At 53.6% G+C, this 24,188-nt stretch carries 29 protein-coding genes and 3 tRNA genes; 19 read left to right on the top strand and 13 right to left on the bottom strand.

The genetic code is table 11. The features are described from left to right. Window positions 1–4 precede the first annotated feature (4 nt). The 8 genes from WFO64_RS03010 (at window position 5) to WFO64_RS02975 (ending at window position 4,154) form a co-directional block, all read left to right on the top strand. On the top strand, window positions 5–448 hold the full coding sequence (locus WFO64_RS03010; protein ID WP_337008781.1) for a hypothetical protein: 444 nt from the start codon (window positions 5–7) through the stop codon (window positions 446–448). Beyond that, window positions 445–993 carry a hypothetical protein gene (locus tag WFO64_RS03005; protein ID WP_337008779.1) on the top strand — a complete coding sequence of 183 codons (549 nt, stop codon included), beginning with the start codon at window positions 445–447 and terminating at the stop codon, window positions 991–993. The genes WFO64_RS03010 and WFO64_RS03005 overlap by 4 nt, the downstream gene beginning before the upstream one ends. Further along, window positions 993–1,184: a hypothetical protein gene (locus WFO64_RS03000; RefSeq protein ID WP_337008777.1), complete on the top strand. Its 192-nt coding sequence runs from the start codon at window positions 993–995 to the stop codon at window positions 1,182–1,184. The genes WFO64_RS03005 and WFO64_RS03000 overlap by 1 nt, the downstream gene beginning before the upstream one ends. Next, a complete protein-coding gene (locus tag WFO64_RS02995) occupies window positions 1,177–1,803 on the top strand; it encodes a hypothetical protein (RefSeq protein ID WP_442956118.1) in 627 nt (208 codons plus the stop codon). The genes WFO64_RS03000 and WFO64_RS02995 overlap by 8 nt, the downstream gene beginning before the upstream one ends. After that, window positions 1,803–2,279, top strand: a complete 477-nt coding sequence (locus tag WFO64_RS02990; protein WP_442956117.1) for a class I SAM-dependent methyltransferase — start codon at window positions 1,803–1,805, stop codon at window positions 2,277–2,279. The genes WFO64_RS02995 and WFO64_RS02990 overlap by 1 nt, the downstream gene beginning before the upstream one ends. A 226-nt stretch (window positions 2,280–2,505) precedes the next feature. Next, entirely contained in the window at window positions 2,506–2,853 is a 348-nt protein-coding gene (locus WFO64_RS02985) for a hypothetical protein (protein WP_337008771.1), read from the top strand. Between the two features lie 51 nt (window positions 2,854–2,904). After that, on the top strand, window positions 2,905–3,132 hold the full coding sequence (locus WFO64_RS02980) for a DUF4224 domain-containing protein (protein ID WP_337008769.1): 228 nt from the start codon (window positions 2,905–2,907) through the stop codon (window positions 3,130–3,132). Beyond that, window positions 3,132–4,154: a tyrosine-type recombinase/integrase gene (locus tag WFO64_RS02975; RefSeq protein WP_337008767.1), complete on the top strand. Its 1,023-nt coding sequence runs from the start codon at window positions 3,132–3,134 to the stop codon at window positions 4,152–4,154. The genes WFO64_RS02980 and WFO64_RS02975 overlap by 1 nt, the downstream gene beginning before the upstream one ends. A 104-nt stretch (window positions 4,155–4,258) precedes the next feature. Here WFO64_RS02975 and WFO64_RS02970 read toward each other — a convergent pair. The 6 genes from WFO64_RS02970 to uvrY form a co-directional block, all read right to left on the bottom strand. Next, window positions 4,259–4,345: transfer RNA gene (locus WFO64_RS02970), tRNA-Leu, on the bottom strand. A gap of 10 nt (window positions 4,346–4,355) precedes the next feature. After that, window positions 4,356–4,429 (bottom strand) — tRNA-Cys (locus tag WFO64_RS02965). Between the two features lie 40 nt (window positions 4,430–4,469). Then, window positions 4,470–4,545: transfer RNA gene (locus WFO64_RS02960), tRNA-Gly, on the bottom strand. A 152-nt stretch (window positions 4,546–4,697) separates the two neighbouring features. Beyond that, window positions 4,698–5,246 (bottom strand): CDP-diacylglycerol--glycerol-3-phosphate 3-phosphatidyltransferase, encoded by a 549-nt coding sequence (gene pgsA / locus WFO64_RS02955; protein WP_337008765.1) that lies wholly within the window; start codon window positions 5,244–5,246, stop codon window positions 4,698–4,700. A gap of 69 nt (window positions 5,247–5,315) precedes the next feature. Next, a complete protein-coding gene (gene uvrC, locus WFO64_RS02950) occupies window positions 5,316–7,148 on the bottom strand; it encodes an excinuclease ABC subunit UvrC (protein WP_337008763.1) in 1,833 nt (610 codons plus the stop codon). Next, complete coding sequence (gene uvrY / locus WFO64_RS02945; protein ID WP_337008761.1) at window positions 7,141–7,800, bottom strand: UvrY/SirA/GacA family response regulator transcription factor; 660 nt, start codon at window positions 7,798–7,800, stop codon at window positions 7,141–7,143. The genes uvrC and uvrY overlap by 8 nt, the downstream gene beginning before the upstream one ends. Before the next feature lie 432 nt (window positions 7,801–8,232). On the opposite strand from uvrY, the gene WFO64_RS02940 reads away from it, so the two are divergent. Next, a complete protein-coding gene (locus WFO64_RS02940; protein ID WP_337008759.1) occupies window positions 8,233–8,457 on the top strand; it encodes a DUF2594 family protein in 225 nt (74 codons plus the stop codon). 32 nt (window positions 8,458–8,489) lie between these two features. Here the strand turns inward: WFO64_RS02940 and WFO64_RS02935 are convergent, their stop codons facing one another. From WFO64_RS02935 to WFO64_RS02925, 3 genes are all read right to left on the bottom strand, one after another. Then, on the bottom strand, window positions 8,490–9,101 hold the full coding sequence (locus WFO64_RS02935) for an autoinducer synthase (RefSeq protein ID WP_337009490.1): 612 nt from the start codon (window positions 9,099–9,101) through the stop codon (window positions 8,490–8,492). Between the two features lie 122 nt (window positions 9,102–9,223). Beyond that, complete coding sequence (gene sdiA / locus WFO64_RS02930) at window positions 9,224–9,946, bottom strand: transcriptional regulator SdiA (protein ID WP_337008757.1); 723 nt, start codon at window positions 9,944–9,946, stop codon at window positions 9,224–9,226. 1,153 nt (window positions 9,947–11,099) lie between these two features. Next, window positions 11,100–11,795 (bottom strand): extensin-like domain-containing protein, encoded by a 696-nt coding sequence (locus tag WFO64_RS02925; protein ID WP_337008756.1) that lies wholly within the window; start codon window positions 11,793–11,795, stop codon window positions 11,100–11,102. Between the two features lie 284 nt (window positions 11,796–12,079). Here WFO64_RS02925 and cycA point away from each other — a divergent pair, with 284 nt between their 5' ends. Next, window positions 12,080–13,474 (top strand): D-serine/D-alanine/glycine transporter, encoded by a 1,395-nt coding sequence (gene cycA / locus WFO64_RS02920; protein WP_337008754.1) that lies wholly within the window; start codon window positions 12,080–12,082, stop codon window positions 13,472–13,474. Window positions 13,475–13,519: 45 nt separating this feature from the next. On the opposite strand, the gene WFO64_RS02915 is transcribed toward cycA, so the two are convergent. Both WFO64_RS02915 and rutR read right to left on the bottom strand, forming a co-directional pair. Beyond that, entirely contained in the window at window positions 13,520–14,494 is a 975-nt protein-coding gene (locus WFO64_RS02915; protein ID WP_337008752.1) for a metal-dependent hydrolase, read from the bottom strand. A 38-nt stretch (window positions 14,495–14,532) separates the two neighbouring features. Continuing rightward, the gene (gene rutR / locus WFO64_RS02910) at window positions 14,533–15,168 is read right to left on the bottom strand and encodes an HTH-type transcriptional regulator RutR (protein WP_337008750.1); all 636 of its coding nucleotides are present in this window, start codon (window positions 15,166–15,168) and stop codon (window positions 14,533–14,535) included. Window positions 15,169–15,473: 305 nt separating this feature from the next. Here rutR and rutA point away from each other — a divergent pair, with 305 nt between their 5' ends. The 6 genes from rutA to rutG are packed head-to-tail and all read left to right on the top strand — an operon-like array spanning window position 15,474 to window position 20,415. Then, the gene (gene rutA, locus WFO64_RS02905; protein WP_337008748.1) at window positions 15,474–16,565 is read left to right on the top strand and encodes a pyrimidine utilization protein A; all 1,092 of its coding nucleotides are present in this window, start codon (window positions 15,474–15,476) and stop codon (window positions 16,563–16,565) included. Continuing rightward, entirely contained in the window at window positions 16,565–17,278 is a 714-nt protein-coding gene (gene rutB, locus WFO64_RS02900; RefSeq protein ID WP_337009488.1) for a pyrimidine utilization protein B, read from the top strand. Before rutA ends, rutB begins: the two co-directional genes overlap by 1 nt. 20 nt (window positions 17,279–17,298) lie before the next feature. After that, window positions 17,299–17,694 (top strand): pyrimidine utilization protein C, encoded by a 396-nt coding sequence (gene rutC, locus WFO64_RS02895; RefSeq protein ID WP_337008746.1) that lies wholly within the window; start codon window positions 17,299–17,301, stop codon window positions 17,692–17,694. Continuing rightward, window positions 17,694–18,503, top strand: coding sequence for a pyrimidine utilization protein D (rutD, locus tag WFO64_RS02890; RefSeq protein ID WP_337008744.1), 810 nt, complete (start codon window positions 17,694–17,696; stop codon window positions 18,501–18,503). Before rutC ends, rutD begins: the two co-directional genes overlap by 1 nt. A 21-nt stretch (window positions 18,504–18,524) precedes the next feature. After that, window positions 18,525–19,040, top strand: coding sequence for an NADH-dependent FMN reductase RutF (gene rutF, locus WFO64_RS02885; RefSeq protein WP_337008742.1), 516 nt, complete (start codon window positions 18,525–18,527; stop codon window positions 19,038–19,040). 46 nt (window positions 19,041–19,086) lie between these two features. Next, on the top strand, window positions 19,087–20,415 hold the full coding sequence (gene rutG, locus WFO64_RS02880; protein WP_337008740.1) for a pyrimidine utilization transport protein G: 1,329 nt from the start codon (window positions 19,087–19,089) through the stop codon (window positions 20,413–20,415). Here the strand turns inward: rutG and WFO64_RS02875 are convergent, their stop codons facing one another. Together WFO64_RS02875 and WFO64_RS02870 are read right to left on the bottom strand one after the other, a co-directional pair. Then, the gene (locus WFO64_RS02875; protein ID WP_337008738.1) at window positions 20,416–21,330 is read right to left on the bottom strand and encodes a DMT family transporter; all 915 of its coding nucleotides are present in this window, start codon (window positions 21,328–21,330) and stop codon (window positions 20,416–20,418) included. It abuts the gene before it with no gap. A 97-nt stretch (window positions 21,331–21,427) separates the two neighbouring features. Next, window positions 21,428–21,601: a general stress protein gene (locus tag WFO64_RS02870; protein WP_337008736.1), complete on the bottom strand. Its 174-nt coding sequence runs from the start codon at window positions 21,599–21,601 to the stop codon at window positions 21,428–21,430. A 300-nt stretch (window positions 21,602–21,901) separates the two neighbouring features. On the opposite strand from WFO64_RS02870, the gene wrbA reads away from it, so the two are divergent. The 3 genes from wrbA to WFO64_RS02855 are packed head-to-tail and all read left to right on the top strand — an operon-like array spanning window position 21,902 to window position 24,178. Then, window positions 21,902–22,501: an NAD(P)H:quinone oxidoreductase gene (gene wrbA / locus WFO64_RS02865; protein WP_337008734.1), complete on the top strand. Its 600-nt coding sequence runs from the start codon at window positions 21,902–21,904 to the stop codon at window positions 22,499–22,501. Between the two features lie 20 nt (window positions 22,502–22,521). Further along, window positions 22,522–22,752: a YccJ family protein gene (locus WFO64_RS02860; protein WP_337008732.1), complete on the top strand. Its 231-nt coding sequence runs from the start codon at window positions 22,522–22,524 to the stop codon at window positions 22,750–22,752. 52 nt (window positions 22,753–22,804) lie between these two features. Further along, window positions 22,805–24,178: an NAD-dependent succinate-semialdehyde dehydrogenase gene (locus tag WFO64_RS02855; RefSeq protein ID WP_337008730.1), complete on the top strand. Its 1,374-nt coding sequence runs from the start codon at window positions 22,805–22,807 to the stop codon at window positions 24,176–24,178. Window positions 24,179–24,188 lie beyond the last annotated feature (10 nt).

Below are 24,188 nucleotides of genomic sequence, written 5' to 3'. Positions count from 1 at the left end.
TGACATGCATCACTTCAAATCGAATAAAGAAGTCGTCGCTGCCGGCCACCAGTTCGCTAAAAACATCGGTGCGGAAACGCCTCTGATTGAAATGGCAAAGATGGTCACCGAGCTGTCATCGCGTCTCGACGTTGCCACCGTTCGCGCCAATCTGATGGCTGCAGAGGTTCTGCGCATCAACAGCGTGCTGCCAGACACCATCACCGCGCTTCAGGCTGCCGGGGCTGACATGACCCTGCTTGATGACCTTAACGCAGCGCTGGCCACTCCAGCTTGTGATCAGTGGATTCGTACATTGCGCGGTGAAGCCCTTGGGGAAGCACGCCGCGCTGTAACAACGCTGGGTAACCACCAGCAGCCCGGCATTTCACATGCGATCAACATCATTTCCCAATTGGAAATGGATTTGCTTCGCACACGCACGGTAACCCTGAAGGTGGTGTCATGAAACCATTAAGCGAAAGAATCAAAGATTTCCCAGCGAACCAGTTTGTTGACTGGCTTTGTCTGTCATGTGTCGATGTTCGTGAAGTGAACAGCGAAGAAGACGCCCAGGATGAAATCAACAAAATCCGTCAGGCAGTGACGGAGCGGCTTACGGGGCTGGAGCAGCGAGCAGAAGCAGCAGAGGCGAAGCTGGCTATCAAATGGCAGCAGTTAAGCAAAGACGGTGAGCCGGTTCATAAACTAGGCGAGAGTGCGCTCTATTGGGTTTGTTATCGCAATAATGGCAATGGTCAGCTCTATGTTACGCAGGCCGTATGGTTCAACCAGCCAGAGCCTGAAGATAATGACGAAGATGATAGTGCCGATTGTGAGCTGTACACGCCTGACGGTGAACCCTACTGGCCTGTGGGCTGGCATCAGACTTTCTGCCATGAAGATTTCTCAACCTATTATCTGGGCTGGGATTGCGGTGAGATTGTTGCTTATGCCGAACTGAATGCTCCCGGCGTTCCATATCATTTGCTGACTGGTAAGGATGGTGAGTGATGAAAACCATTATCCGCATCGACCAGATGAAGCTGGTTACTGCAATCAGCTTTGAAGTCTCTCGCCAGTATCCCGGCGTGACAGTAGACGCTGACCAGTTCAACACCATTATCGCGGCAGCCAGTAGCGTCAAGGCTGCTTACGATGGTACTGAAGTTGAAGCTGTTGAAGAGGATGAAGAAGATGCGTGAACGCCCAATCATCTTTAACGCCGACATGGTTCGTGCAGTTCTCGACGGCAGAAAGACGCAGACGCGCCGGATCATGAGGGTGCAGCCTGAATCAAATCAGTTCGGGCTAAGACGCATAATTGCTTCAGCTAAACGCAGCGATACAGGCAAATACCACTGGACTGAATCGAACGCTACCGGAAACCACATTCGTTCGGCTCCGTTCTCCTTCCCATTCGGTGCAATAGGTGATCGCCTGTGGGTGCGTGAGGCATTCCGGGTTCATAGCCGGGCTACTGACGTGGCCACACTGGTTTATAAAGCCAGTGAGCAGCAGAGCTGGACGCAGCAGACATACCGGGTGCCAATTGAGAAATGCAATAAGCCAGCCGTGGTCGATAACTGGACGCCATCAATCCACATGCCGCGCTGGGCTTCCCGCATAACGCTGAAGATTACCGGCGTTCGTGTGGAGCGGCTGCAGGATATCAGTGCGGAGGACGCCGCTGCTGAAGGCATTGAAGGTCGAGCAAAGATGCATGACTTTGGTGTGTTGTGGTCATCCATCTACGGCGATGACAACTGGCAGGCTAACCCGTGGGTGTGGGTCATTGAGTTTAAGCCCGTGGAGGTTGAGTGATGGAACAGCCAATCCTCGATATGTGCTGCGGCTCTCGCATGTTCTGGCTGGATAAGACTGATTCTCGGGCCTTATTCACCGACATCCGTAATGAGCAGCACACACTTTGTGATGGGCGAAAACTGCATATCAATCCGGATGTAATCGCCGATTTTCGCGCCCTACCGTTCACTGATTGCAGTTTTGCTCAGGTAGTCTTTGACCCGCCTCACCTCGACCGCGCCGGAGAGAACGGCTGGATGCGGAAAAAGTATGGTGCGCTGGATAAGCAAAACTGGCGCGATGATATACGTGCCGGTTTCAGTGAGGCTTTCCGGGTATTGCGGCCACACGGCACGCTGATTTTTAAATGGAATGAGACACAGATTCCGGTAAGTCAGGTAATCGCCCTAACCGAGCAGAAGCCAACCATCTGGCAGCGTACCGGCAAAGGCGACAAAACCCACTGGATTATCTTCTTGAAGGAGATGGAGTGATGGTAATTGGTGGCTATACCTTAGACCTCTACTGTGACTGCCAAAATTGCGAGGTCATAAAGCTGCCCGTTGAGTACCGAACCGAAGAGACCGGGTTCAAAAGTATTGCTGGCAGCAATTTAACAGAGTGTGTTCGGGCAGCTAAAAAACGGGGATGGATGTTCAACGCCAACAAAACTCATTGTCTGGCACCTGGTCACATGCGCAAATCGGCGGAGGGTAATTGATGCCTAAATCCCCCGCCGAACGCAAAGCAGCGCAGCGTGCCAGACAGGCCGCTGCCGGTGGTAAAAAGCTGGAGCTGGCGCTGGATAGTCAGGAACTGGAGATGCTGGCGCATAACTGCGCCGCACGCCGCCCCGGTCGTGAACCATATGAGCTGAACGAGTATATAGCGTTACTCATTCGCAAAGATGCCGCTGAACTGGCGCAGCAGATTGAAGTGCTATCACAGCAGCAATGCGGTAAGTGTGACGATCATCTGCCGGTGAAGTCCTGCCCTTGCCAGGGTGAAGCAGCATGCTGGGCCACCAGCGGCTGGCATGAACTGAAATTAAATATCAACACGCTGTGACCTGTCACGGCTAAACAAACCTGATGCAGCAGGAATGTGTGGAGAAACTATATGTCTGATATCAATAACGTAATTATTTCTGATGCCGATATCGAAAAATTAACCGGCTATAAAATCCCGTCTAAGCAATGCCAGTGCCTGAAACAGGCAGGTATATTTTTCGTCGTCCGCCGTGATGGTCGCCCGCGGACAACTTGGCAGCATTTCAATGACCCAATGTCGTCGCGCAAAGCCCCAGAAATGAATCAACCTGAACCCAACTTCGGAGCATTGGATTAATGGCTCGTGTTCGCAAAAATAGTGCTGATGCCTGGATGCCGCCGCGCGTTTATCGCGGCAAATCAGCCTATGAGTTTCATCCCAAAAACGGAGGCGCTATACGCCTCTGTGCGCTGGATGCAGCTCAGTCCTCAGTATGGTCGGCATATGAGGCGCTGATCAATGAAATACCTGATGACAAGCTGCTGGCGTCACTGGCTGAGCGTTTTTTCAAATCGGCTGATTTTTTTGAGCTTGCTCGTGAAACGCAGCGGGATTACCTGAAGTATTCAAAAAATGTTTTAGCTGTCTTTGGTGCCATGCCCTCAGATGCAATTCGTCCTGAACACGTCAGAAAGTACATGGACAGACGCGGATTGAAAAGTCGAGTTCAGGCCAACAGGGAAAAGGCGTTTATGTCCCGCATGTACCGCTGGGGCTATGAGCGTGGCATGGTAAAAGGTAATCCGACCAAGGGAGTTAAAAAATTTAAGGAGACGTCGAGAGATCGATATGTTACCGATGCAGAGTATCAGGCTCTGTATTCATGTGCGCCGGACATTGTGAAGATAGCAATGGAACTGGCCTACCTCACTTGCTCCCGACAAGGTGATGTTCTCGCAATGAAAAAGAGCCAGATCATGGATGAGGGTGTACTGATCAAGCAGAGCAAGACCAGTGTTGCTCAGATTAAGGCGTGGTCACCACGATTTGCTGCAGCAATAAAAATGGCATCTGGACTACCGCTAAAGCCAGGAATGAGCAGTATCTTCATACTCCACCAGCCTAATGGCTCGGGCTACACTCGCGATGGGTTTAACAGTCGCTGGAGTGCTGCACGTGAGGCGGCAAAGCTTAAATTTCCGGAGCTTATTTTTGATTTCACATTCCATGATTTGAAGGCCAAGGGTGTGTCTGATCTTGAGGGAGATTTGTATGAGAAGAGAGCCATAACAGGCCATAAGAACGTGGAGCAGACTACGGCATATGACAGGAAAATAGTTGTTGTCCCTGTAGTTGGAGGGCAGGCAAAAGGGAAGTAATATTAGGAAGAGGTATTAGGAATAGTAATTCAGATACAAAAAAACCGCCTCTGAGGGGCGGTCATACGACACTGCTTATCATTGATTTTATTGGTAATTCGATATGGTGCCCGGGGCGGGACTTGAACCCGCACAGCCTTACAGCCGAGGGATTTTAAATCCCTTGTGTCTACCGATTTCACCACCCGGGCAGGGTGTAACTGGAGGCGCGTCCCGGAGTCGAACCGAGGTACACGGATTTGCAATCCGCTGCATAGCCACTCTGCCAACACGCCTTAAATTGATATGCCGCCAGGCTAGCCTGACCGGCGAATCTGGAGCGGGAAACGAGACTCGAACTCGCGACCCCGACCTTGGCAAGGTCGTGCTCTACCAACTGAGCTATTCCCGCAATTTTCAGCAATTTCGTCGAACCTGCTGATTTTACTTACCTTCTGACAGACAAGCTGCCGTTCGATGCGATGCATTCTACTGACCTGACGCAATGAGTCAATAAAATTATCCTCACAGGCTGTCCGTTTGCTGCTTTTTGAATCGTATCGATCACGGTTCGAGCAGATCACCGCGCGCGGCACTTAAATACTGGAACATAGACCAGAATGTCAGTACTGCAGCAATGTATAACGCCACCACGCCAATCCCCACAACGGTCGCATCAGGTCGCCACAGCAAGACGAACAGTGAGAACATCTGGGCGGTGGTTTTCACCTTACCAATCCAGGAAACCGACACGCTGCTGCGTTTGCCAATCTCCGCCATCCATTCACGCAGGGCAGAGATAATAATCTCGCGCGCAATCATGGTAGCTGCGGGCAGCGTAATCCACCAGGCATGGAAATATTCTGCCACCAGCACCAGCGCAATCGCCACCATCACTTTATCCGCTACCGGATCGAGAAACGCACCAAAGCGCGTTGTCTGCTTCCAGCGGCGCGCCAGAAAACCATCAAACCAGTCAGTGATGGCAGCAAAAACAAAAATCAATGCAGTAGCAAGCGGCGCCCAGGTGAACGGCAGATAGAAAGCCAGCACAAAGAACGGGATGAGCACGACTCGAAACAGGGTGAGACACGTCGGGATGTTTAATTGCATATGCCGGTAACTGTCTGGATATAGGTAGAATTTAGTCTATGTTCCTACATTGCCCCCCCCGTTTCAATGCTAGTGTTTCAACGAGTAGTATATTTTTTCTGCCAGAGCATGCGAGATACCGGGGACATTGGCGAGTTCCTCAACGGACGCATTCATCAGCGGTTGCAGGCCCCCCATGTATTTGAGCAGTTGCTGACGCCGTTTTGGCCCCACCCCTTCGATGCTTTCCAGTGCGCTGGTATTCTTCACTTTGGCCCGTTTTTTACGGTGGCCTGAAATGGCATGATTGTGAGCGTCATCACGAATATGCTGGATAACATGCAGCGCAGGCGCATCGGGTGGCAGCGAAACGCCCTCACCTTCTGCTTCGAAGAACAGCGTCTCCAGTCCGGCTTTACGGTCGCTGCCTTTAGCTACCCCGAGTAAAATAGGCTGGTTTTTATCCCAAGGCACATCCAGCTCTGCGAAAACCTGCTTCGCCTGTGAGAGCTGGCCCTTACCGCCATCGATCAGAATCACATCCGGAATTTTATCTTCTTCAATCGCTTTACCATACCGGCGTCGCAACACCTGATTCATCGCAGCGTAGTCATCACCCGGTGTAATGCCACTGATGTTATAGCGACGATAATCGGCACGTAGCGGACCATTCTGGTCAAACACTACGCAGGAGGCGATGGTCTGCTCACCCATAGTGTGGCTAATATCGAAACACTCCATGCGTTTAATCTTGTCAAGCTCAAGAAACTCCGCCAGCGCCATCAGCCGTTGATGAATAGTGGAGTGCTGTGACAGACGCGTGGTTAACGCAGTCGCGGCATTGGTGCGCGCCAGTTTGAGATAGCGGGCGCGATCGCCACGCGGCTTGCTCTGAATATTAACCCGACGTCCCGCCAGTTCACTAAGCGACTCCGCCAACAGTTCTCGATCCGGCAAGGTAAAGTCCAGCAAAATATCACCTGGCAGAGTACGTGCCTCGCTGCCCTGCAGGTAGAACTGCCCGACAAAGGTCTGAACGACCTCGGCCAGATCGGTATCCACCGGCACTTTTGGGAAGTAGCTGCGGCTGCCCAGCACTTTGCCCTGACGGATAAACAGCACGTGAAGACAGGCCATGCCTGCTTCATAAGCCACTCCCATCACATCAAGGTCATCACCCTGATTCGAGACAAACTGCTTTTCGGTGATCCGTCGCACGGCCTGAATCTGATCGCGCAGTCGTGCCGCCTCTTCAAAGCGCAAGCCAGTACTCGCCTCTTCCATTCGTTTGACCAGCTGGTTGAGTACCTGATCGTCTTTCCCCGCCAGGAACAGACGCACGTAATCAGTTTGCTGTGCATACTCCTCTTCACTGACCAGGCCAGCGACACAGGGGCCAAGACAGCGGCCAATCTGATATTGCAGACAGGGCCGGGAACGATTGCGGTAGACGCTGTTTTCGCACTGGCGAATAGGAAAGACTTTTTGCAGCAGCCCCAGGGTTTCGCGCACCGCATAGCCGTTCGGGAACGGACCAAAGTATTCGCCTTTGGCATGCTTTGCACCACGGTGCATCGCCAGTCGCGGATGGGTATCGCTGCTAAGAAAGATGTAGGGATAAGATTTATCATCGCGCAGCAGCACGTTGTAGCGCGGCTGATAGAGCTTGATGTAGTTATGCTCAAGCAGCAGCGCTTCGGTTTCGGTATGGGTTACGGTGACATCGATATGCTGGATATTGTTTACCAGCGCTTCGGTTTTGCGGCTGCCGACCTGAGCACGGAAGTAGCTGGTCAGGCGCTTCTTCAGGTCTTTGGCTTTGCCCACATAAATGACGGTGCCTGAGGCGTCATACATGCGGTAAACACCGGGCTTACTGGTTACCGTACTCAGAAAGGCTTTCGAATCAAAAACGTCATTCACTACTGATTAACGGCTCCGCATTATAGAGGCCATGTCGAATGGCCAGATGCGTTAACTCTACGTCGCCACTGATATTCAGCTTGCTGAACATCCGGTAGCGGTAGCTGTTAACGGTTTTAGGACTGAGATTTAACTGCTCGGAAATTTCCGTGACCTTTTGTCCACGGGTGATCATCAGCATAATCTGCAATTCCCTTTCCGACAAACAGCTAAAGGGTGATTCCGCTTTTTGCGGCTCAATCTGGCTCAGGGCCATCTGCTGAGCGATATCAGATGCGATGTAGCGCTGTCCGGCATTCACAGAGCGGATTGCGTTGATCACCTCCTGGGGCGCAGCACCTTTGCTAAGGTAGCCTGCTGCACCCGCCTGCATCACTTTAGCAGGCAGCGGATTTTCCGTGTGAATGGTCAACATGATGATTTTGATATCGGGATTATAACGCACAATTTTACGCGTCGCCTCCAGTCCGCCGATCCCCGGCATATTCATGTCCATGAGGATCACATCAACCTGATTGGCACGGCACCACTTAGCCGCATCCTCGCCACAGTTGACCTCTCCAACCACGGCCAGACCTTTGACATCCTCCAGAATGCGACGGATACCAGCACGGACAAGTTCATGATCATCAACAAGAAGCACATTGATCAACGGGGAAACTCCAGAGGCTAAAAAAAGAGGGAGCACTTCACTCTTGCAAGCGATAATTATAACCGTTTTTGACTCAAAAGCACATCAACAAAGCAACACAATACAGGCTTCACATGATTACTTTCAGACCCGTCCAGCCAGTAATAACAGACTTTTCTCACAACAGACAGGGCCGCAAAATGATTATTAAACTCTCACTATTTCAGTATATTAAGAACTGGCATTATGAAAAGCTGTGCCGGCACACTCTGGCGAAACCTGACCCGCCGATCGCTGTGATTACTTTCAGCGATTGATTAGTTGCACTGGACAAATTAGCTGTTTATACCGAGTCGGACCGGCTGCATCAGCAACTTACAGCCCCTGTGATATACTCACGCACTGCTGTTCGGAGAGATTGCCGACACGTTGTCATTCACCAAGGAGAAACTCATGAGCGATGAAGATTTTGCAACTTCGCAGGAAGCCCGGAAATTATCGGATGAAATTGCGGGTCTGAAGATGATGATCACCCTGATCCTGAAAGGTATGGGCCAGGCCGATGCAGGAAAAGTGATTATCAACATGGAACGCTATGTACAGACGCTGGGCGACAAGCCCCAGGCGGAAGTGTTCAGCAACACCATTAAACAGATTAAAACGGCGTACCGTCAGTAAGCTTTTTGCCCCCAGCGGCGGGGGCAAACATCCTAACTGTGCGCCTGCCAGTTAACCGAAACACCCAGCGTGGGCAGGACCTCTTCCGGATTAAAGCGCCGTGTTCCCCGATACTTTTCTGCCAGAGCTGGCTGAACCACCGGAATACGAATCGCAAACAGATTATCTTCTGACAGAATGAGTCCCGGTGTCAGCGGCTCATACACCACCTGATGCTGCTCAAACATCTTCTCCAGCATCGGCGTTGCCGAACTGATGATGTACTCGATGCCGTTCAATTCTGCCAGCTGCACCGCGTGCCAGAGAATATTCAGCGGTAGTTCAGCATCTACCTCCAGCCGTGCCGAGAAGCGCGACATTTCCCACACTTTCTCATGGCTGAAAGGCAGCACAATGCCTTCACTCTGCTCAGGTTCAAACCAGGGCATCAGACGCGCGCAGCCACTGATGCCCTCGCGTGCATTCCATGCAATAAGCCAGGTGACATCTGAACGATCGTAGCGATCATATTCCTGTCCTGGCGTGCTCAGGCGTGGCGGAATTGACCACCCTTCGCCGCGCGCAAAGACGCTATATCGGTAGCTGCCGAGTTCGGCAAGCAAAGAGGATGGCATATCCTTTAATTGCGTTTGCACTATTTTCATCATGCGCCTCTGACATCCCCATGTTTGCAGTGATTTCTTTGCGCCAGCCTGGCAAAGTCCCGGCGCAGGGTAAACAACAGACCTGTACAAAGTAACTGCTAAATTTAGCAGCTGTTTTATGTTCAAATCAGTCCGATTGCCGCTGCATAGCAGGCAATCTGCGTTTTATTGGAAACATTGAAACGCTTTTGCATGTTTTTTTGGTGAAAGTTAACGGTATGTTCAGAGATGGATAAAATAAGTGAAATTTCGACCGCCGTTTTTCCTTCAGCTGTCCATTTCAAAATTTCCAGCTCACGCCGACTAAACTCTTTCTTTAGTACCATCATTGCATCATCGCTAAAGCGTTCCAGCGTAGAGAGGCTTAGTTCCGCTAAAAGGTGTAGTTTCACCTCCAGCTCAGCATGGCAGAGCTGGACAGAAATGGGCTGTTGCGACGATATAGATAATATACCAATGACGCGATTTGGTGCCATTGCAGAGCATGAAAATCCGCTCTGCAGCCCATATTCTCTCGCCTCATGCCACAGATTGCCGGCGTCAGCAAAGAGTTCCTGCGTCCACGCTATCCCTCTGCCCGGTCGCTGACACAATGTGAGCACCGGGTCGACAGCGTAATAATTCTGCTTCACATAGCGTTCCACCCATGACCGGGGATAAGTGCTATGTAAATGAATGCGCGGTCGGGTAAAAGGCACCGGATGCTGAATCAAAAAGGCAAAATAATCGAAACCTAATGATTCAGTGAATTGTTGCAATAACGGCTTCAGTTCTGAAGAAACCGTTAATGCCTGAAATTGTTCTTTCGCCTCACTTCGCCAGGCGAAATAATTTTCAGTACCCATATTGCCTCAGCGTTAATTTCACTCACCCTTCCGGTATTAATCATTGGGATTCATCGGATAGAATAAATTAGCAGAAGAAAATTAATTTATCGCTGGAGGATGAATCTGGCACAATGTACAGCGTATTTAACCTTTCACCGATGTGGCGGAGTAAAAAGTGTTCCTGCCTCTACAATATGAGGCCGACCACGGCAATTTCAATCACACCTGAAGAATAAGATTTTTCTTATGGGATTTCAATCCCTGACCACAGATACAATTTCATCGCAGGCCCGAAAATTCTGCTAAAAATACTGAATAGCCATTCTTAATGTTGATTAAATAATGACTAAACAAGGCGTTAATTACGACTCTACAAGCCCGGCGGCAGACACAATCAGCTGACCTATTTTTCATCAGGCAATAAGGTTGGCTCTGTTACTGTGGCCTTAAGTCCAGGCAAAGTCAGAAAGTGCCGTAGCACCTGTGGCGACCTTTGAGACAGACTACTGGCTCACAGCCCGCGCCCTGTGCTTCACGGCGAAAGACCGGCCTCTGTTCCAGTGGCGGGTCTGTAAGCGTACAGACGTTCTTATTAGGAATATTCCGCTGACCCCGTGGCTGAGAATACTCTTAGCTAATCGGTTCGCATCCTGCGGCGGCGGGGCTAACCTAACCCCATTAAAGCCTATCCGTGAAAGTCAGCTTGACTTATCTCTTCTGCCTGACCGCAATGCATGGCTAAGATCACTGTTTATGGCGACAGCGCGATCCACACTGACTCTATTTTAGGCCGTTAAATCACTTTGCCGATAGTCACACAACTAAACCATTTGAAAATAGATTGGCTTAGAAAGCGTTTATTTCCACAAAGATGCATTCTTTATTTATAGGATTAATTTCCCTTAATTCTTCCAGAGATATCATGAAAAAATTTCATTATGCCCCTGCATAAGGGGAGCAAATGACGCTGAGAATTTGCACAAAGGATTTATCCCGCTGGCGTCGAACTATTACAATAAATGGTACTAAAATCAGCTTCGTTATTAGTTCCCTAATCTGTTATCAGACTATTTCAGGTGTGGCTCAGGTTCAGCGATGATAACTGGATTGGTTTTGCTGCCCCCGTCTGAACGTTTCTTAATCAAACACGGTATTGATTCTGCCCGGTGAGTTATCGGCAGTAGCCTGCGCCACGCATACCCAGATGAAAATGAGAGGCGTGAGCGGTGTTATAGTCCGGGCCTAGCGCATTACCAAATACTTCACAGCCACCACGCCATAGGGTATGAAGCATTGCCGCTTTTTCTTTCGGCTGTTGCCAGTGACGATTGACTTCAAGCCGCTCACCATTAGCAAGTTGGAAGCCAGTCACATCCCAGGCATCAGCGGTGGCATGTTCACTGAGCCGCCCCTGTGCGCGATGATAAATATTGCGGCAGGCGTAACTACCGACATGCGTAATTCGTACCAGTGGACTGTGCATATCCCTGGCGGTCTGTTCACGACTGCGCAGAGCATACATGGTGCTGGCGACCGCCATAGGACAACTGGCCAAAAAGCTGCTGCTAAGGCTGACCGGGCCAAATGTCTGAATCCGCAACGGATGAGTGAGCGGACAGTTACTCGCGACGGCCGGACGTTCGCTGAAACTGACCCAGCCTGCCTGTTGAGCGCGGCGCATCACTGCCAGACATTCGTCGGGACTGCTGGCCAGCCGTTTCATTTTAATCTGTGTCATCCAGCCCGGTGGATCGGTGACCGAGAGCGGCTTAAAGGGATTGAACTGCGGCGGCAGATGCTGCTTAAGCCAGGGTAAGCTCCCCCATCCCAGCGCGATCAATAGCAAAAACAGGATAAGCGTGCGCATAGTCCCTCTTGCAGCATGATAATGAGCAACAAAAGTGTAGAAGCACATTCCCCTTTACGCTGTCTGCCTGACACAACGTGATGAATCATTACTCAGACTGACGCAGAATTAATCAGGATGGCCTGCCGCTGCCGCAATTTGGCATGGCCGGTGTCACATCAGGTAAAAAACTGTTACCGGCTTAGGGGTGACTTCCTCTATCTTATGCCCACTTGCCCTTGGGCAGACGCTTTGACTAACAGCCAGCAGAGCTGACACAACATTACGACAGGAAAGACAATTCTATGGTTGATCAATCTAAAGAAACCGTACGCACTCACGAAGCGCCCGATAAGCTACAGCGTAATCTGCATAATCGCCACATCCAGCTGATTGCCATTGGTGGCGCTATCGGGACCGGCCTGTTTATGGGCTCAGGCAAAACCATCAGCCTGGCTGGTCCCTCGATCATTTTCGTCTATATGATCATCGGTTTTATGCTCTTCTTTGTGATGCGCGCCATGGGGGAGCTACTGCTCTCCAACCTCGAGTACAAATCGTTCAGCGATTTTGCCGCTGATTTGCTTGGCCCATGGGCGGGTTACTTCACTGGCTGGACTTACTGGTTCTGTTGGGTGGTAACCGGCATCGCCGACGTGGTGGCAATCAGCGCCTATTTCCAGCTCTGGTTTCCGGGCTTCTCGATCTGGATGAGCGCCCTGCTCTGCGTGGTGGTTTTTCTGGCACTCAACATCGCCACCGTCAAGCTGTTTGGCGAGATGGAGTTCTGGTTCGCGATCATTAAAATCGTCGCGATTGTGGCGTTGATTGTGACCGGGATTGTGCTGGTTTCGATTCACTATCCCTCACCGAGCGGCAGCTCGGCAGCGCTCAGCAACATCTGGGAACACGGCGGCCTGTTCCCGAAAGGTCTCAGCGGCTTCTTTGCCGGGTTCCAGATTGCAGTGTTTGCTTTTGTCGGTATTGAACTGGTAGGCACGGCAGCAGCAGAAACCCACGATCCGCATAAAGTTTTACCGCGCGCGATTAATGCGATTCCGCTGCGGGTGATTATGTTTTACGTACTGGCGCTGATGGTCATTATGGCGGTGACGCCCTGGACAGAGGTGATGGCCGATCGCAGTCCGTTTGTTGAGATGTTCGTCCTGATTGGTCTGCCAGCTGCGGCGAGTATCGTCAATTTTGTGGTGCTGACTTCGGCCGCCTCCTCAGCCAACAGCGGCATCTTCTCCACCAGCCGTATGCTCTATGGCCTGTCGCAGCAGGGTGTAGCAAGCCGTGCCTTTGGCCGACTCTCTGCCCGCGCGGTGCCAACCACCGGCCTGTTTTTCTCCTGCCTCTGCCTGCTGATTGGTGTAGCGTTGATCTACCTGATCCCGGATGTGATGAAGGTCTTTACGCTGGTGACTACCGTCTCGGCCATTCTGTTTATGTTCGTGTGGACCATCATTCTGTGCAGTTATCTGGCCTACCGTAAAAAGCATCCGCAGCGTCATGCGGAATCGGCATTTAAGATGCCGCTGGGCAAATTCATGTGCTGGGTCTGCATGGCATTTTTCGTCTTTGTGCTGGTACTGCTGACGCTGCAGGACGATACGCGCCAGGCCCTGATGGTTACGCCACTCTGGTTTGCGCTGCTGGGCGTGGGCTGGATGCTGCGTAATCGTCGCAGCCGCTAACCTGTAACTTCATGAAATCAGCCCGGTCGCCTGACCGGGCTTTTTTTACAAGCGCTCACCCAGCGCAGAGAAAATAACTGACAAAGAGGGGCGTTTATAAGGTAAGCGCTGCGGGCGGGGATCGGGCTGTTGGGGCGTACCCAGACCAAAGGTGAAAGTATACTTATCGCCTTCGCCCATGCGCAGGTCGGCAATCGTCGTCTGCCCATCCTGCTCACGCAGGGCATAGAAGCCGTGGCTGAACCAGGCGATACGTTCTGCATACCCGTTGCCCCGCAAGGCGTCGAACAGTTCAGGATGACGTGGATGCCACACCACCTGGAGCGGTCGCGAGGGCGACAACAACGAGCAGTAGGCTTCGCCATAGCGATCCGGCGTCATAATCACGCTGCGCCATACCAGCGTATTAAAGGCAGTGGGCGTTATCAGCACTTTATTGGTGGCAATGCCCTGCTCCATCAACGATGCCTTGATCTGCCAGCCTGCGACTCCCTGAATCACCACGCTCCACACCAGATAAAGCGTACTCAACGTCAGTCCGAGCCGATTTCCGCGCAGCCCTTTTTCCCCGCGACGCCAGAGCGCTACGCCCAGGCCCATCAGCAGCGGCAGAGTATAAAGTGGATCGATGATGTAGATACTGCCAATGGCATAAGGATAATTAGTCATTGGCAAGCCAAGCTGGGTGCCATAAACCGTCATTAAATCGAGCAGCGGATGCGTAATCAGCGCCAGCCAGATCGCGAGCCACCCTACCTGCCATTTCAGCCGTTGACGAAACAGACCCGCCACCAGCCCTGCAATCAGTAGTGAGAGCAGCGTGAGCCAGAGCAACGCATGACTTTCAGTGCGGTGCAGGGTCATGTTGCGTATTGCATCGCCATGGTCAATAAAGACATCGAGATCCGGCAAGGTGCCACAGAGACCGCCCACCGCCGCCGCCTGCCAGACCGGTACACGACGTCCCATCACGGCAACACTGACTGAGGCACCCAGCACGAACTGCGAAACAGAATCCATTGATTAACTCCGTTACCGAACCGTGGATATGTCCTGAATTAGCGTACGCGAATCCCTTCAATGATCATCCGCTGAACGTTCTCAACGGTCTGTTCAAAAAACGCCGGATCGCTGAGCGTCTGGCCGGTAACGGCCTCGACCTGAGTGGCAAAATCGGCGTAATGCTGCGTGGTGGCCCACAGCATGAATATCAGATGCTCTGGCTGTACGCCCGCCAGGCGTCCTTCATCAATCCAGCGTTCAATAATTGCCGCTTTGTCATCCACCAGTTGCTTGAGATCGCCCGCCAGCTCCCCTTTCAGCAAGGGTGCGCCCTGCAGCATCTCAAGACAGAACAGACGGGATGCCTGAGGATGATCGCGCGACACTTCCAGCTTCAGCCGAATGTAGCGCCGAATCGCAACCAGCGGATCCTGATCGTGCGCCAGCGCGCGCAACGGAGCCAGCCAGACATCCAGAATCTGCTTGAGCACAGCTACATAGAGCACTTCTTTAGAGGGAAAATAGTAGAGAAGATTAGTTTTAGAGACATCGGCCAGCTCGGCCACCTTATCAAGGCTGGAGCCATGAATGCCAAACTGTGAGAAGAAGGTTAATGCTGCTTCCAGTATGGCGGCCCGCTTCGCTGCAACCGCACGCGAACGACGCGTTGGCTTTTTTTCATCGCTTTTCACACATTTACCTCATCCATCTGGTGTCAGCGCATCATAGCAAAGGGATTCATCGCTGCCCAATCCGCACCCTGCACCTTTTTTGCTCAGCCTGCATGAAAAACGTGCAGTGAATTTTGACCAAATGGTCTGAAATGGATCCGTCATTTCACTTATCTCTTTCAGGATAAATTTAACTCATTGTTATTTATAACAATAAAAAATGTGGCACATAGTTTGCAAAATTGTGACTGAGCGCGGCCCCCACGGACGTAGCAGGATGCAGTGCAGCGCGTGAAACACCTTTTCCCATCGCAACGAGGTTTCACATGAAGATAGGCGTCTTTATTCCGATTGGTAACAATGGCTGGCTGATTTCGTCCAATGCACCGCAGTACATGCCGACCTTTGAACTAAACAAAGCGATTGTGCTGAAAGCAGAGTATTACCATTTCGATTTTGCGCTTTCGATGATCAAACTGCGCGGCTTCGGCGGAAAAACAGAATTCTGGGATCACAACCTGGAGTCGTTCACCCTGATGGCTGGTCTGGCCGCCGTCACGTCGCGTATTGAGATCTATGCCACCGCCGCCACCCTGACGCTGCCCCCGGCGATTGTAGCGCGCATGGCATCTACTATTGATTCCATTTCAGGCGGTCGTTTCGGCGTTAACCTGGTGACTGGCTGGCAGAAACCGGAATATGAACAGATGGGAATCTGGCCTGGCGATGAGTACTTCGGCAGTCGCTACGCTTACCTGACCGAATACGTTACCGTGCTGCGCGACCTGTGGGGCACCGGAAAATCTGACTTTAAAGGTGAGTTCTTCACCATGAACGACTGCCGTGTCAGTCCGCAGCCGCAGCGTCCGATGAAGGTGATTTGCGCCGGACAAAGCGATGCCGGTATGGCCTTCTCCGCCCAGCACGCCGATTACAACTTCTGCTTCGGCAAAGGTGTGAATACGCCTTCTGCGTTCAGCTCGACCTCGATTCGCATGAAGCAGGCTGCTGAAAAAGCGGGTCGCGATGTCGGCTCCTATGTGCTGTTTATGATCATTGCTGCCGAAACGGACGAAGAAGCACGGGCAAAGTGGGAGCACTACAAAGCCGGTGCGGATGAAGAGGCGCTCTCGTGGCTCACCACCCAGAGTCAGCAGGATACCAAATCGGGCAGCGACACCAATGTGCGCCAGATGGCGGATCCGACGTCGGCAGTCAACATCAATATGGGCACCCTGGTGGGGTCGTATGCCAGCGTGGCGCGGATGCTGGATGAGGTGGCACTGGTTGACGGCACGCACGGCGTGCTGCTGACTTTTGATGATTTCCTGGAAGGTATCGAGAACTTCGGGCAGCACATTCAGCCGCTGATGGCCTGTCGCAGTACGCTGCCCGACACACAACAGGAGGTGGCATGATGCATACTGTTTATTGTGCTCACACGCCGGATGTTCCTCAGGTTGAACTGCCAGCGCGGCCAGAGCCGATCGCCTTTCCGCCAGTCCAGACGGCGCTGATTGTTGTGGATATGCAGAATGCCTATGCCACTGAAGGCGGCTACCTCGATCTGGCGGGCTTCGACGTCTCCGCAACGAAGCCGGTCATTGCGAAAATCCATCAGGCGGTGACAGCGGCCCGTTCGGCAGGCGTGCAGATCATCTGGTTTCAGAACGGCTGGGACAGTGACTATGTCGAAGCGGGCGATGCCGGTTCCCCCAACTTCCACAAATCGAATGCGCTGAAAACCATGCGCAAACGGCCTGAACTGCAGGGCTCGCTGCTGTCGAAAGGCGGCTGGGATTACGCGTTGGTCGATGAGCTGGTGCCACAACCCGGTGACATTGTGCTGCCAAAATCCCGCTACAGCGGCTTTTATAACACTTCACTCGACAGCATGCTGCGCAGTCGCGGGATTCGGCATCTGATTTTTACCGGCATCGCCACCAACGTCTGTGTGGAATCGACGCTGCGCGACGGTTTCTTCCTAGAGTACTTCGGCGTGGTGCTGGAAGATGCCACGTATCAGGCCGGCCCGCCCTTTGCTCAGCAGGCAGCCCTGTTCAATATCGAAACCTTTTTTGGCTGGGTATCTGATGTTGATACCTTCTGCGAAAGCCTGAATGACCGCTAATCCACTATAAGGACGTCGCTATGCCGAAAAGTATCCTTGTTCCGCCAGGCACCACCACACCCATTGCCCCCTTTGTCCCTGGCACGCTGGCGGATGGCGTGGTCTATGTTTCGGGTACGCTGCCGTTTGATGGTGACAACAACGTGGTACATGTGGGTGATGCCGCAGCGCAGACCCGCCATGTGCTGGAAACCATTAAAAAGGTGATTGAGACCGCCGGTGGTTGCATGGCCGATGTGACGTTTAATTCGATCTTTATCACCGACTGGTCAAATTACGCCGCGGTGAATCAGGTCTATGCCGACTATTTTCCCGGTGATAAACCCGCCCGTTACTGCATTCAGTGCGGGCTGGTCAAGCCTGACGCGCTGATTGAGATCGCCAGTGTGGCGCACATCGGTAAAGCGGAGGTCTGATGCAGCTGGATATTCTGGGCCTACAGAATCCCGATGCACCGACGCTGGTGCTCTCATCTGGTCTGGGCGGCGTGGCGAATTTCTGGCAGCCGCAGCTGGCGGCGCTGACGGCACGCTATCGGGTTGTGCTCTATGACCAGCGCGGCACCGGTCGCAGCGCTGAAAGCTTACCGGAAGGCTACAGCATGGCGATGATGGCAGCGGAGCTGGCCGCCGCCCTGGCGCAGCAGGGTATCCTGCGCTTCAGCCTGATCGGTCATGCGCTGGGCGGTCTGATAGGGATGCAGCTGGCGCTGGATTATCCCGATCGGATACAACGCATTGTGGTGATCAATGGCTGGCTGACGCTGCATCCCCATACCCGCCGCTGCTTTCAGGTGCGGCAGGATTTGCTGCTCAACGTCGGCGTTGAGGCATTTGTTCGCGCTCAGCCGCTGTTTCTCTATCCTGCTGAGTGGATGGCACAGCATCAGACGCGGCTGGAGCGGGAAGATAGCCATCACGTCGCGCATTTTCAGGGGATGGAAAATCTGATGCGGCGGCTGCACGCCCTGATGAGCGCCGACTTCAGCGCACGGGCTGCTACCGTTCCGCAACCGGTGCTGGTGATTGCCAGCCAGGACGATCTGCTGGTGCCATGCAGTTGCTCAACCGAGCTGGTGGCGGCCCTGCCCAATGCCACTGACGTGATGATGACCTGGGGCGGCCACGCCATGAGTGTCACCGACCCCGAAAACTTTAATGCCCTGCTGCTGCAGTGGCTGGATCACACTGATGACGTGCAGCCGCTGCACCGCGTCGCCGGATAAAACCCTATTGCGGAGAACACCATGAGCCAGGATACCCTTACCCCAGCCGTTGAGAAAACTGAGTTTCGTAATGCGATGTCGCGGCTGGGCGCGGCGGTCAACATCATCACGACTGAAGGCCCGGCTGGACGCGCTGGCTTTACCGCCTCTGCGGTGTGCAGCGTCACGGATTCGCCGCCCACGCTGCTGGTCTGCCTTAACCGCTCTGCTTCGGTTTATCCGGTGTTTCGCGAAAACATGCAGCTCTGTGTCAATACTCTGGCAGCGGGCCACGAAACGCTCTCCAGTCTGTTTGGCGGCAAAACGCCAATGACTGACCGTTTTATCGCCGCTGAGTGGTCAACGGCCGTGACCGGCTCGCCGGTATTAAGCGGCGCGCTCGCTTCCTTTGACTGTCGCATCACTCAGATTGTCAGTGTCGGCACGCATGACACCCTGTTCTGCGAAGTCGTGGGATTAGTTCGCAATGACGCCACCCACGGCCTGGCGTGGTTTGACAGGGGATACCATCCCCTGAAGCGGCAGGATGCCTGTTAACGCTTCCCTGAAACCCACTGGCATTCATAACGCTCTGGAGTAGACGATGGCACGATCATGGTTTCCGCAATGGCAAAAGAAGTCGGCACAAACAGAAAACGGTATTATCGCCCCGGATGAGACACTGCCTCTGGGACAGACGCTGGTGCTGGGTTTACAGCATGCGGTGGCGATGTTTGGCGCAACGGTACTGATGCCACTGCTGATGGGACTGGACCCCAATCTGGCCATTCTGGTCTCGGGTATGGGTACGCTGCTGTTCTTCTTTATTACCGGCGGTCGGGTGCCCAGCTATCTTGGATCAAGTGCCGCCTTTGTCGGCGTGGTGATTGCAGTGACCGGCTTCAGCGGTCAGGGACTGAACCCTAACCTCAGCGTAGCGCTGGGCGGCGTGATCGCCTGCGGCCTGCTCTATACGCTGATAGGGTTGGTGGTGATGAAGTCCGGCACACGCTGGATTGAAAATCTGATGCCGCCGGTGGTCACCGGCGCAGTGGTGATGGCTATCGGGCTGAATCTGGCACCGATTGCGGTTCACAGCGTCTCCGCCTCGTCATTCGACAGCTGGGTCGCAGTAATGACCGTGCTCTGCATTGGGCTGGTGGCGGTGTTTACCCACGGAATGATACAGCGTCTGCTGATTCTGGTCGGCCTGATTCTGGCTTGGGCGATCTATGCGCTGCTGACCAACGGTCTGGGGCTGGGCAAGCCGGTCGATTTTACGCTGCTGTCACAGGCAGCATGGTTTGGCCTGCCACATACGACAGCACCGACCTTTAATTTGCAGGCGATGGTCCTGATCGCCCCGGTGGCGATCATTCTGGTGGCTGAGAACCTCGGACATCTGAAAGCAGTGGCGGGCATGACCGGCCGTAATCTCGATCCTTATATGGGGCGCGCTTTTGTTGGCGATGGTCTGGCCACAATGCTCTCCGGCTCGGTCGGCGGCAGTGGCGTCACCACCTATGCCGAAAATATCGGGGTGATGGCCGTGACCAAAGTCTACTCCACGCTGGCGTTTGTTGCCGCGGCGATCATCGCTATCCTCGCCGGTTTCTCACCCAAGTTTGGTGCGCTGATCCACACCATTCCGGCCCCGGTAATTGGCGGAGCATCCATTGTGGTGTTCGGACTGATTGCGGTGGCGGGCGCACGCATCTGGGTACAGAACCATGTTGATTTAGGTCAGAACAGTAACCTGATTATGGTCGCCACCACGCTGGTTCTCGGCGCAGGGGATTTCGCGCTGAAAATCGGCTCTTTCACGCTGGGCGGTATCGGTACCGCCACCTTTGGCGCGATCATCCTTAATGCCATTCTGCGCCGACGCAGTGCAGCGCAGAGGGACAAGCCGCTGGCGCGACAGCAGGGTTAACTACTCCAGCGGTGTGGTAGCAGGCTGCACCGCTTTTTTTCGTTGGAGACGTAGCTCACTGACGATTACCCCGCAAACGATCAGCGCTCCACCCAGTAACGCCAGCGCGGGCAGGCGCTCACCGGCAATACGCCCCACAACGCCAGCCCAGACCGGCTCTCCAGCATAGATCACCGTGGCACGGGTTGGCGAAACGCTGCGTTGCGCCCAGTTCATAGTGACCTGAATCAGAGCACTGGCCGCACCCAGCCCCAGCGCGCTGAGCAGCAGTGGCGTTGAGATCGCGGGCACCGTTTCCCCATTGGGGATCATCAGTCCAAAAGCACACAGTGATGCCACCGCCAGCTGGATCAGCGTCACGCGGCGCACATCGACCTTACCGGCATAGCGGCTGATCAGGATGATCTCGGCAGCGATCGCCAGCGTGCTAAGCAACGTCGCTATTTCACCTGCGTTCAGGCTGATGCGACCATCCTGCGGCCCGGCCACCAGCAGCAAGCCGGTAAACGCCAGAACAATCCCCAGCCATGACATCAAACCCGGGGGACGGCGTAAAAACAGCCATTGCAGCAACGGTACCACCGGGACATAAAGCGCAGTCAGAAAGGCGGACTGACTGCTGGAGATGGTTTGCATTCCCCAGGTCTGAAGACCATAACCTCCAGCGATCGACAGACCAATCAGCACACCCGCTTTAACCTCCAGCCAGGTCATACCTGCCAGATAACGGCGGAAAAAGAGCGCCAGCAACAGTGCGGCGGTGGCAAAACGCAGTCCCACGAAGAAAAACGGGCCGGCGTGCTGCATCGCGCGATGCACCACCAGGAAGGTGCCGCCCCAGATCAGGGTTATAAAAAGCAATACCAGCTCCTGACGCGTCAGGCGCAGTGTTAAACCGCGGTGTAGGTCCGACATAATTCACCTGATGATGTGTTCGGACGACATTGTGGGGGAGAGCGAGGTGGAAATGCAACGACGTTAACCGCCGGTATCAACCGGCGGCATAATGAGTTTATGCGCCCGCTTTTTTAGGGCTGCTGCGTCCGCCCTTTTCACCCGCACGTGCGGCACGCTGCGGATCATTTTTGAAATTACCGCCGCTGTTTTTCCCCCCTTTGCGTCCCGCTTCTGCGGCGCGCTCACGGTTTTCAGCAAAATTTCCTGAACCTCCACGATGTGTTGTCATGGTTTGCTCCTGTCGCGTACTGCGATACCTAAGAATAAAAAGCAGAGGGCTGACGGCGCGAAGCCCGAATCTAACCCATGATTAAATAATAGCCAGTTTCTTCTTTATCTCGCCCTATAGTCACATTTAGCAACAGAGTAACCAGCAGCAATTTGATCAAAAAATGAACATTTTACCAACTTACAACCGATTAGCTGCAGATTTATTGCCCGACTAATCCGCTCCGTCTGCTGCATCGCCTGCGTAAAACGAAAGCTCTTCTATACTTTTTCTGGACGTCAAAACCAGCTGGAGAGATATATGGCCAAGATTCTGGTGCTCTACTACTCGATGTACGGACACATTGAAACAATGGCGAACGCGGTTGCAGAAGGCGCTCGTCGGGTTCCCGGCGCGGAAGTGGATATCCTGCGGGTACCCGAAACGATGGAGGCCGACCGCTTTGCACAGGTGAGCGGCAAAACCGATCAGCAGGCGGCAGAAGCTACGCCTGAGGTGCTGCCGCGCTATGACGCGATTATCGTTGGCACCCCGACCCGCTTTGGCAATATGGCCGGGCAGATGCGGACTTTCTGGGATCGTACCGGCGGTCTCTGGGCATCGGGCGCATTGTTTGGCAAGGTTGCCAGCGTCTTTACCTCAACCGGCACCGGTGGCGGTCAGGAACAGACCATTACGTCAGTCTGGACCACCCTGGCGCACCACGGCATGGTGATTGTGCCTATCGGCTACGGAACCAAAGAGTTGTTCGATATTTCTCAGGTTCGCGGTGGCACGCCTTATGGTGCGACTACCCTGGCGGGCGGCGATGGTTCGCGTCAGCCGACGGAAGCGGAACTCAACATCGCCCGTTTTCAGGGTGAACATGTTGCCGGAGTGACCGTCAAACTGCAGGACTGATTTAACCAAAGGAAAAAACTATGTCTACTGAACAATCAAAAGCACATCACGTTGGCGAATGGGCCAGTCTGCGTCATACCTCCCCTGAAATCGCTGAGGCCATTTTCGAAGTGGCCAATTACGATGAGAGACTGGCAGAAGAGATCTGGCGTCAGCAAGGCAATGATGACGTGCTGATTCGTGCCTTCGAAAAAACCGATAAAGATCTCCTGACCTGGGATGACAAGCCCGTAGAACGTAAGAACGTCTGATTCAGGGGCGGGACTTTCCCGCCCTCATTTTTTATCGCACCAGGAGAACGCTATGTCTTCTTATCAAAGCATTAATCCCGCGAACAACCAGCTACTGAAGAGCTGGCCGTCACACGATGAAGCCGCCGTCAGCCATGCGCTGGACGTGGCCGATCGCCTTTTCCATTCTTCATGGAGCAAAGGTGATATTCAGCCTCGTCTGCAGGTCTTGAAAAAACTGGCTGACCTGATTGATAGCCGCGCGGAAGAACTGGCCACCATCGCCAGTCAAGAGATGGGTAAACTGATTGGTCAGAGTCGTGGGGAAGTAAAAATCTGTTCGCAGATTGCCCGCTACTACGCAGAGAATGCGGAACGTATTCTGCAGCCGCAGTCCTATCCCAGCGAGCTGGGCGAGGCCTGGGTTGAGTATCACCCTATTGGCGTTTTAGTGGCCGTCGAACCGTGGAACTTCCCTTACTATCAGCTGATGCGCGTGCTGGCCCCTAACCTGGCGCTGGGTAACCCGGTGCTGGCTAAACATGCCAATATTGTGCCGCATTGTGCAGATGTCTTTGAAAAGCTGGTTCGTGAAGCAGGTGCGCCTGAAGGGGCCTGGACTAACCTATTCATCTCAACCGATCAGGTCGCCGATTTGATCGCTGACGACAGGGTGCAGGGTGTCGCCCTGACCGGTTCTGAGCGCGCGGGCAGCGCCGTGGCTGAGCAGGCGGGTAAGCATCTTAAGAAGTCCACGCTGGAGTTGGGTGGCAATGATGTGTTTGTGGTGCTGGATGATGCTGATCTTGACGAAGCGGTACGTCAGGGCGTGCAGGCGCGCCTCAGCAACTGCGGTCAGGTTTGTACCGCCGCAAAACGTTTTATTCTGCATGAGAAGATTGCCGATCGCTTTATCAGCCAGTTCAGCGCTGCGTTGAGTTCCGCCACGCTGGGCGATCCGCTGGATGAGAAGACCACACTTGGCCCACTCTCTTCCGCTGACGCGCGTGACCGCCTGGTGAAACAGGTAGACGAAGCGGTCGCTAATGGCGCAAATCTGGTGACGGGCGGTAACGCTGTTGAAGGTGCGGGCTGCTTTTATCAGCCAACCCTTCTCACTGGCATCACCCCGGACAACCCCGCCTATTATCAGGAGTTCTTCGGACCGGTCGCGCAGGTCTATGTGGTGGGCGACGATCAGGCGGCTGTGGCGTTGGCGAACGATTCTCACTATGGTCTGGGCGGCTCGGTCTGGACTCGCGATATTGCTCGAGGTCGTAAACTGGCCTCTGCCATTGAAACCGGCATGGTGTTTATCAACTCGCAGAGTGATACCTCAGCGGAACTGCCTTTTGGTGGCGTGAAACGTTCAGGCTATGGCCGTGAGCTTTCTGATCTGGGCATCAAAGAGTTTGCTAACCAGAAACTGGTCGTCGTGGCGGGTTAATCGCCGTAGC

The sequence above is a fragment of the Pantoea sp. AS142 genome (assembly GCF_037152305.1).
Lineage (GTDB): Bacteria > Pseudomonadota > Gammaproteobacteria > Enterobacterales > Enterobacteriaceae > Pantoea.
This window is presented reverse-complemented; position numbering and strand designations above follow the sequence as displayed.

What these genes read in the sequence shown, in the direction of transcription:
- WFO64_RS03010 (WP_337008781.1), top strand. Translation starts at nt 5, where the DNA reads ATGCATCACTTCAAATCGAATAAAGAAGTCGTCGCTGCCGGCCACCAG.
- WFO64_RS03005 (WP_337008779.1), top strand. Translation starts at nt 445, where the DNA reads ATGAAACCATTAAGCGAAAGAATCAAAGATTTCCCAGCGAACCAGTTT.
- WFO64_RS03000 (WP_337008777.1), top strand. Translation starts at nt 993, where the DNA reads ATGAAAACCATTATCCGCATCGACCAGATGAAGCTGGTTACTGCAATC.
- WFO64_RS02995 (WP_442956118.1), top strand. Translation starts at nt 1,177, where the DNA reads ATGCGTGAACGCCCAATCATCTTTAACGCCGACATGGTTCGTGCAGTT.
- WFO64_RS02990 (WP_442956117.1), top strand. Translation starts at nt 1,803, where the DNA reads ATGGAACAGCCAATCCTCGATATGTGCTGCGGCTCTCGCATGTTCTGG.
- WFO64_RS02985 (WP_337008771.1), top strand. Translation starts at nt 2,506, where the DNA reads ATGCCTAAATCCCCCGCCGAACGCAAAGCAGCGCAGCGTGCCAGACAG.
- WFO64_RS02980 (WP_337008769.1), top strand. Translation starts at nt 2,905, where the DNA reads ATGTCTGATATCAATAACGTAATTATTTCTGATGCCGATATCGAAAAA.
- WFO64_RS02975 (WP_337008767.1), top strand. Translation starts at nt 3,132, where the DNA reads ATGGCTCGTGTTCGCAAAAATAGTGCTGATGCCTGGATGCCGCCGCGC.
- pgsA (WP_337008765.1), bottom strand. Translation starts at nt 5,246, where the DNA reads ATGCAATTAAACATCCCGACGTGTCTCACCCTGTTTCGAGTCGTGCTC.
- WFO64_RS02940 (WP_337008759.1), top strand. Translation starts at nt 8,233, where the DNA reads ATGAGCGATGAAGATTTTGCAACTTCGCAGGAAGCCCGGAAATTATCG.
- WFO64_RS02935 (WP_337009490.1), bottom strand. Translation starts at nt 9,101, where the DNA reads ATGAAAATAGTGCAAACGCAATTAAAGGATATGCCATCCTCTTTGCTT.
- sdiA (WP_337008757.1), bottom strand. Translation starts at nt 9,946, where the DNA reads ATGGGTACTGAAAATTATTTCGCCTGGCGAAGTGAGGCGAAAGAACAA.
- WFO64_RS02925 (WP_337008756.1), bottom strand. Translation starts at nt 11,795, where the DNA reads ATGCGCACGCTTATCCTGTTTTTGCTATTGATCGCGCTGGGATGGGGG.
- cycA (WP_337008754.1), top strand. Translation starts at nt 12,080, where the DNA reads ATGGTTGATCAATCTAAAGAAACCGTACGCACTCACGAAGCGCCCGAT.
- WFO64_RS02915 (WP_337008752.1), bottom strand. Translation starts at nt 14,494, where the DNA reads ATGGATTCTGTTTCGCAGTTCGTGCTGGGTGCCTCAGTCAGTGTTGCC.
- rutA (WP_337008748.1), top strand. Translation starts at nt 15,474, where the DNA reads ATGAAGATAGGCGTCTTTATTCCGATTGGTAACAATGGCTGGCTGATT.
- rutB (WP_337009488.1), top strand. Translation starts at nt 16,565, where the DNA reads ATGCATACTGTTTATTGTGCTCACACGCCGGATGTTCCTCAGGTTGAA.
- rutC (WP_337008746.1), top strand. Translation starts at nt 17,299, where the DNA reads ATGCCGAAAAGTATCCTTGTTCCGCCAGGCACCACCACACCCATTGCC.
- rutD (WP_337008744.1), top strand. Translation starts at nt 17,694, where the DNA reads ATGCAGCTGGATATTCTGGGCCTACAGAATCCCGATGCACCGACGCTG.
- rutF (WP_337008742.1), top strand. Translation starts at nt 18,525, where the DNA reads ATGAGCCAGGATACCCTTACCCCAGCCGTTGAGAAAACTGAGTTTCGT.
- rutG (WP_337008740.1), top strand. Translation starts at nt 19,087, where the DNA reads ATGGCACGATCATGGTTTCCGCAATGGCAAAAGAAGTCGGCACAAACA.
- WFO64_RS02875 (WP_337008738.1), bottom strand. Translation starts at nt 21,330, where the DNA reads ATGTCGGACCTACACCGCGGTTTAACACTGCGCCTGACGCGTCAGGAG.
- WFO64_RS02870 (WP_337008736.1), bottom strand. Translation starts at nt 21,601, where the DNA reads ATGACAACACATCGTGGAGGTTCAGGAAATTTTGCTGAAAACCGTGAG.
- wrbA (WP_337008734.1), top strand. Translation starts at nt 21,902, where the DNA reads ATGGCCAAGATTCTGGTGCTCTACTACTCGATGTACGGACACATTGAA.
- WFO64_RS02860 (WP_337008732.1), top strand. Translation starts at nt 22,522, where the DNA reads ATGTCTACTGAACAATCAAAAGCACATCACGTTGGCGAATGGGCCAGT.
- WFO64_RS02855 (WP_337008730.1), top strand. Translation starts at nt 22,805, where the DNA reads ATGTCTTCTTATCAAAGCATTAATCCCGCGAACAACCAGCTACTGAAG.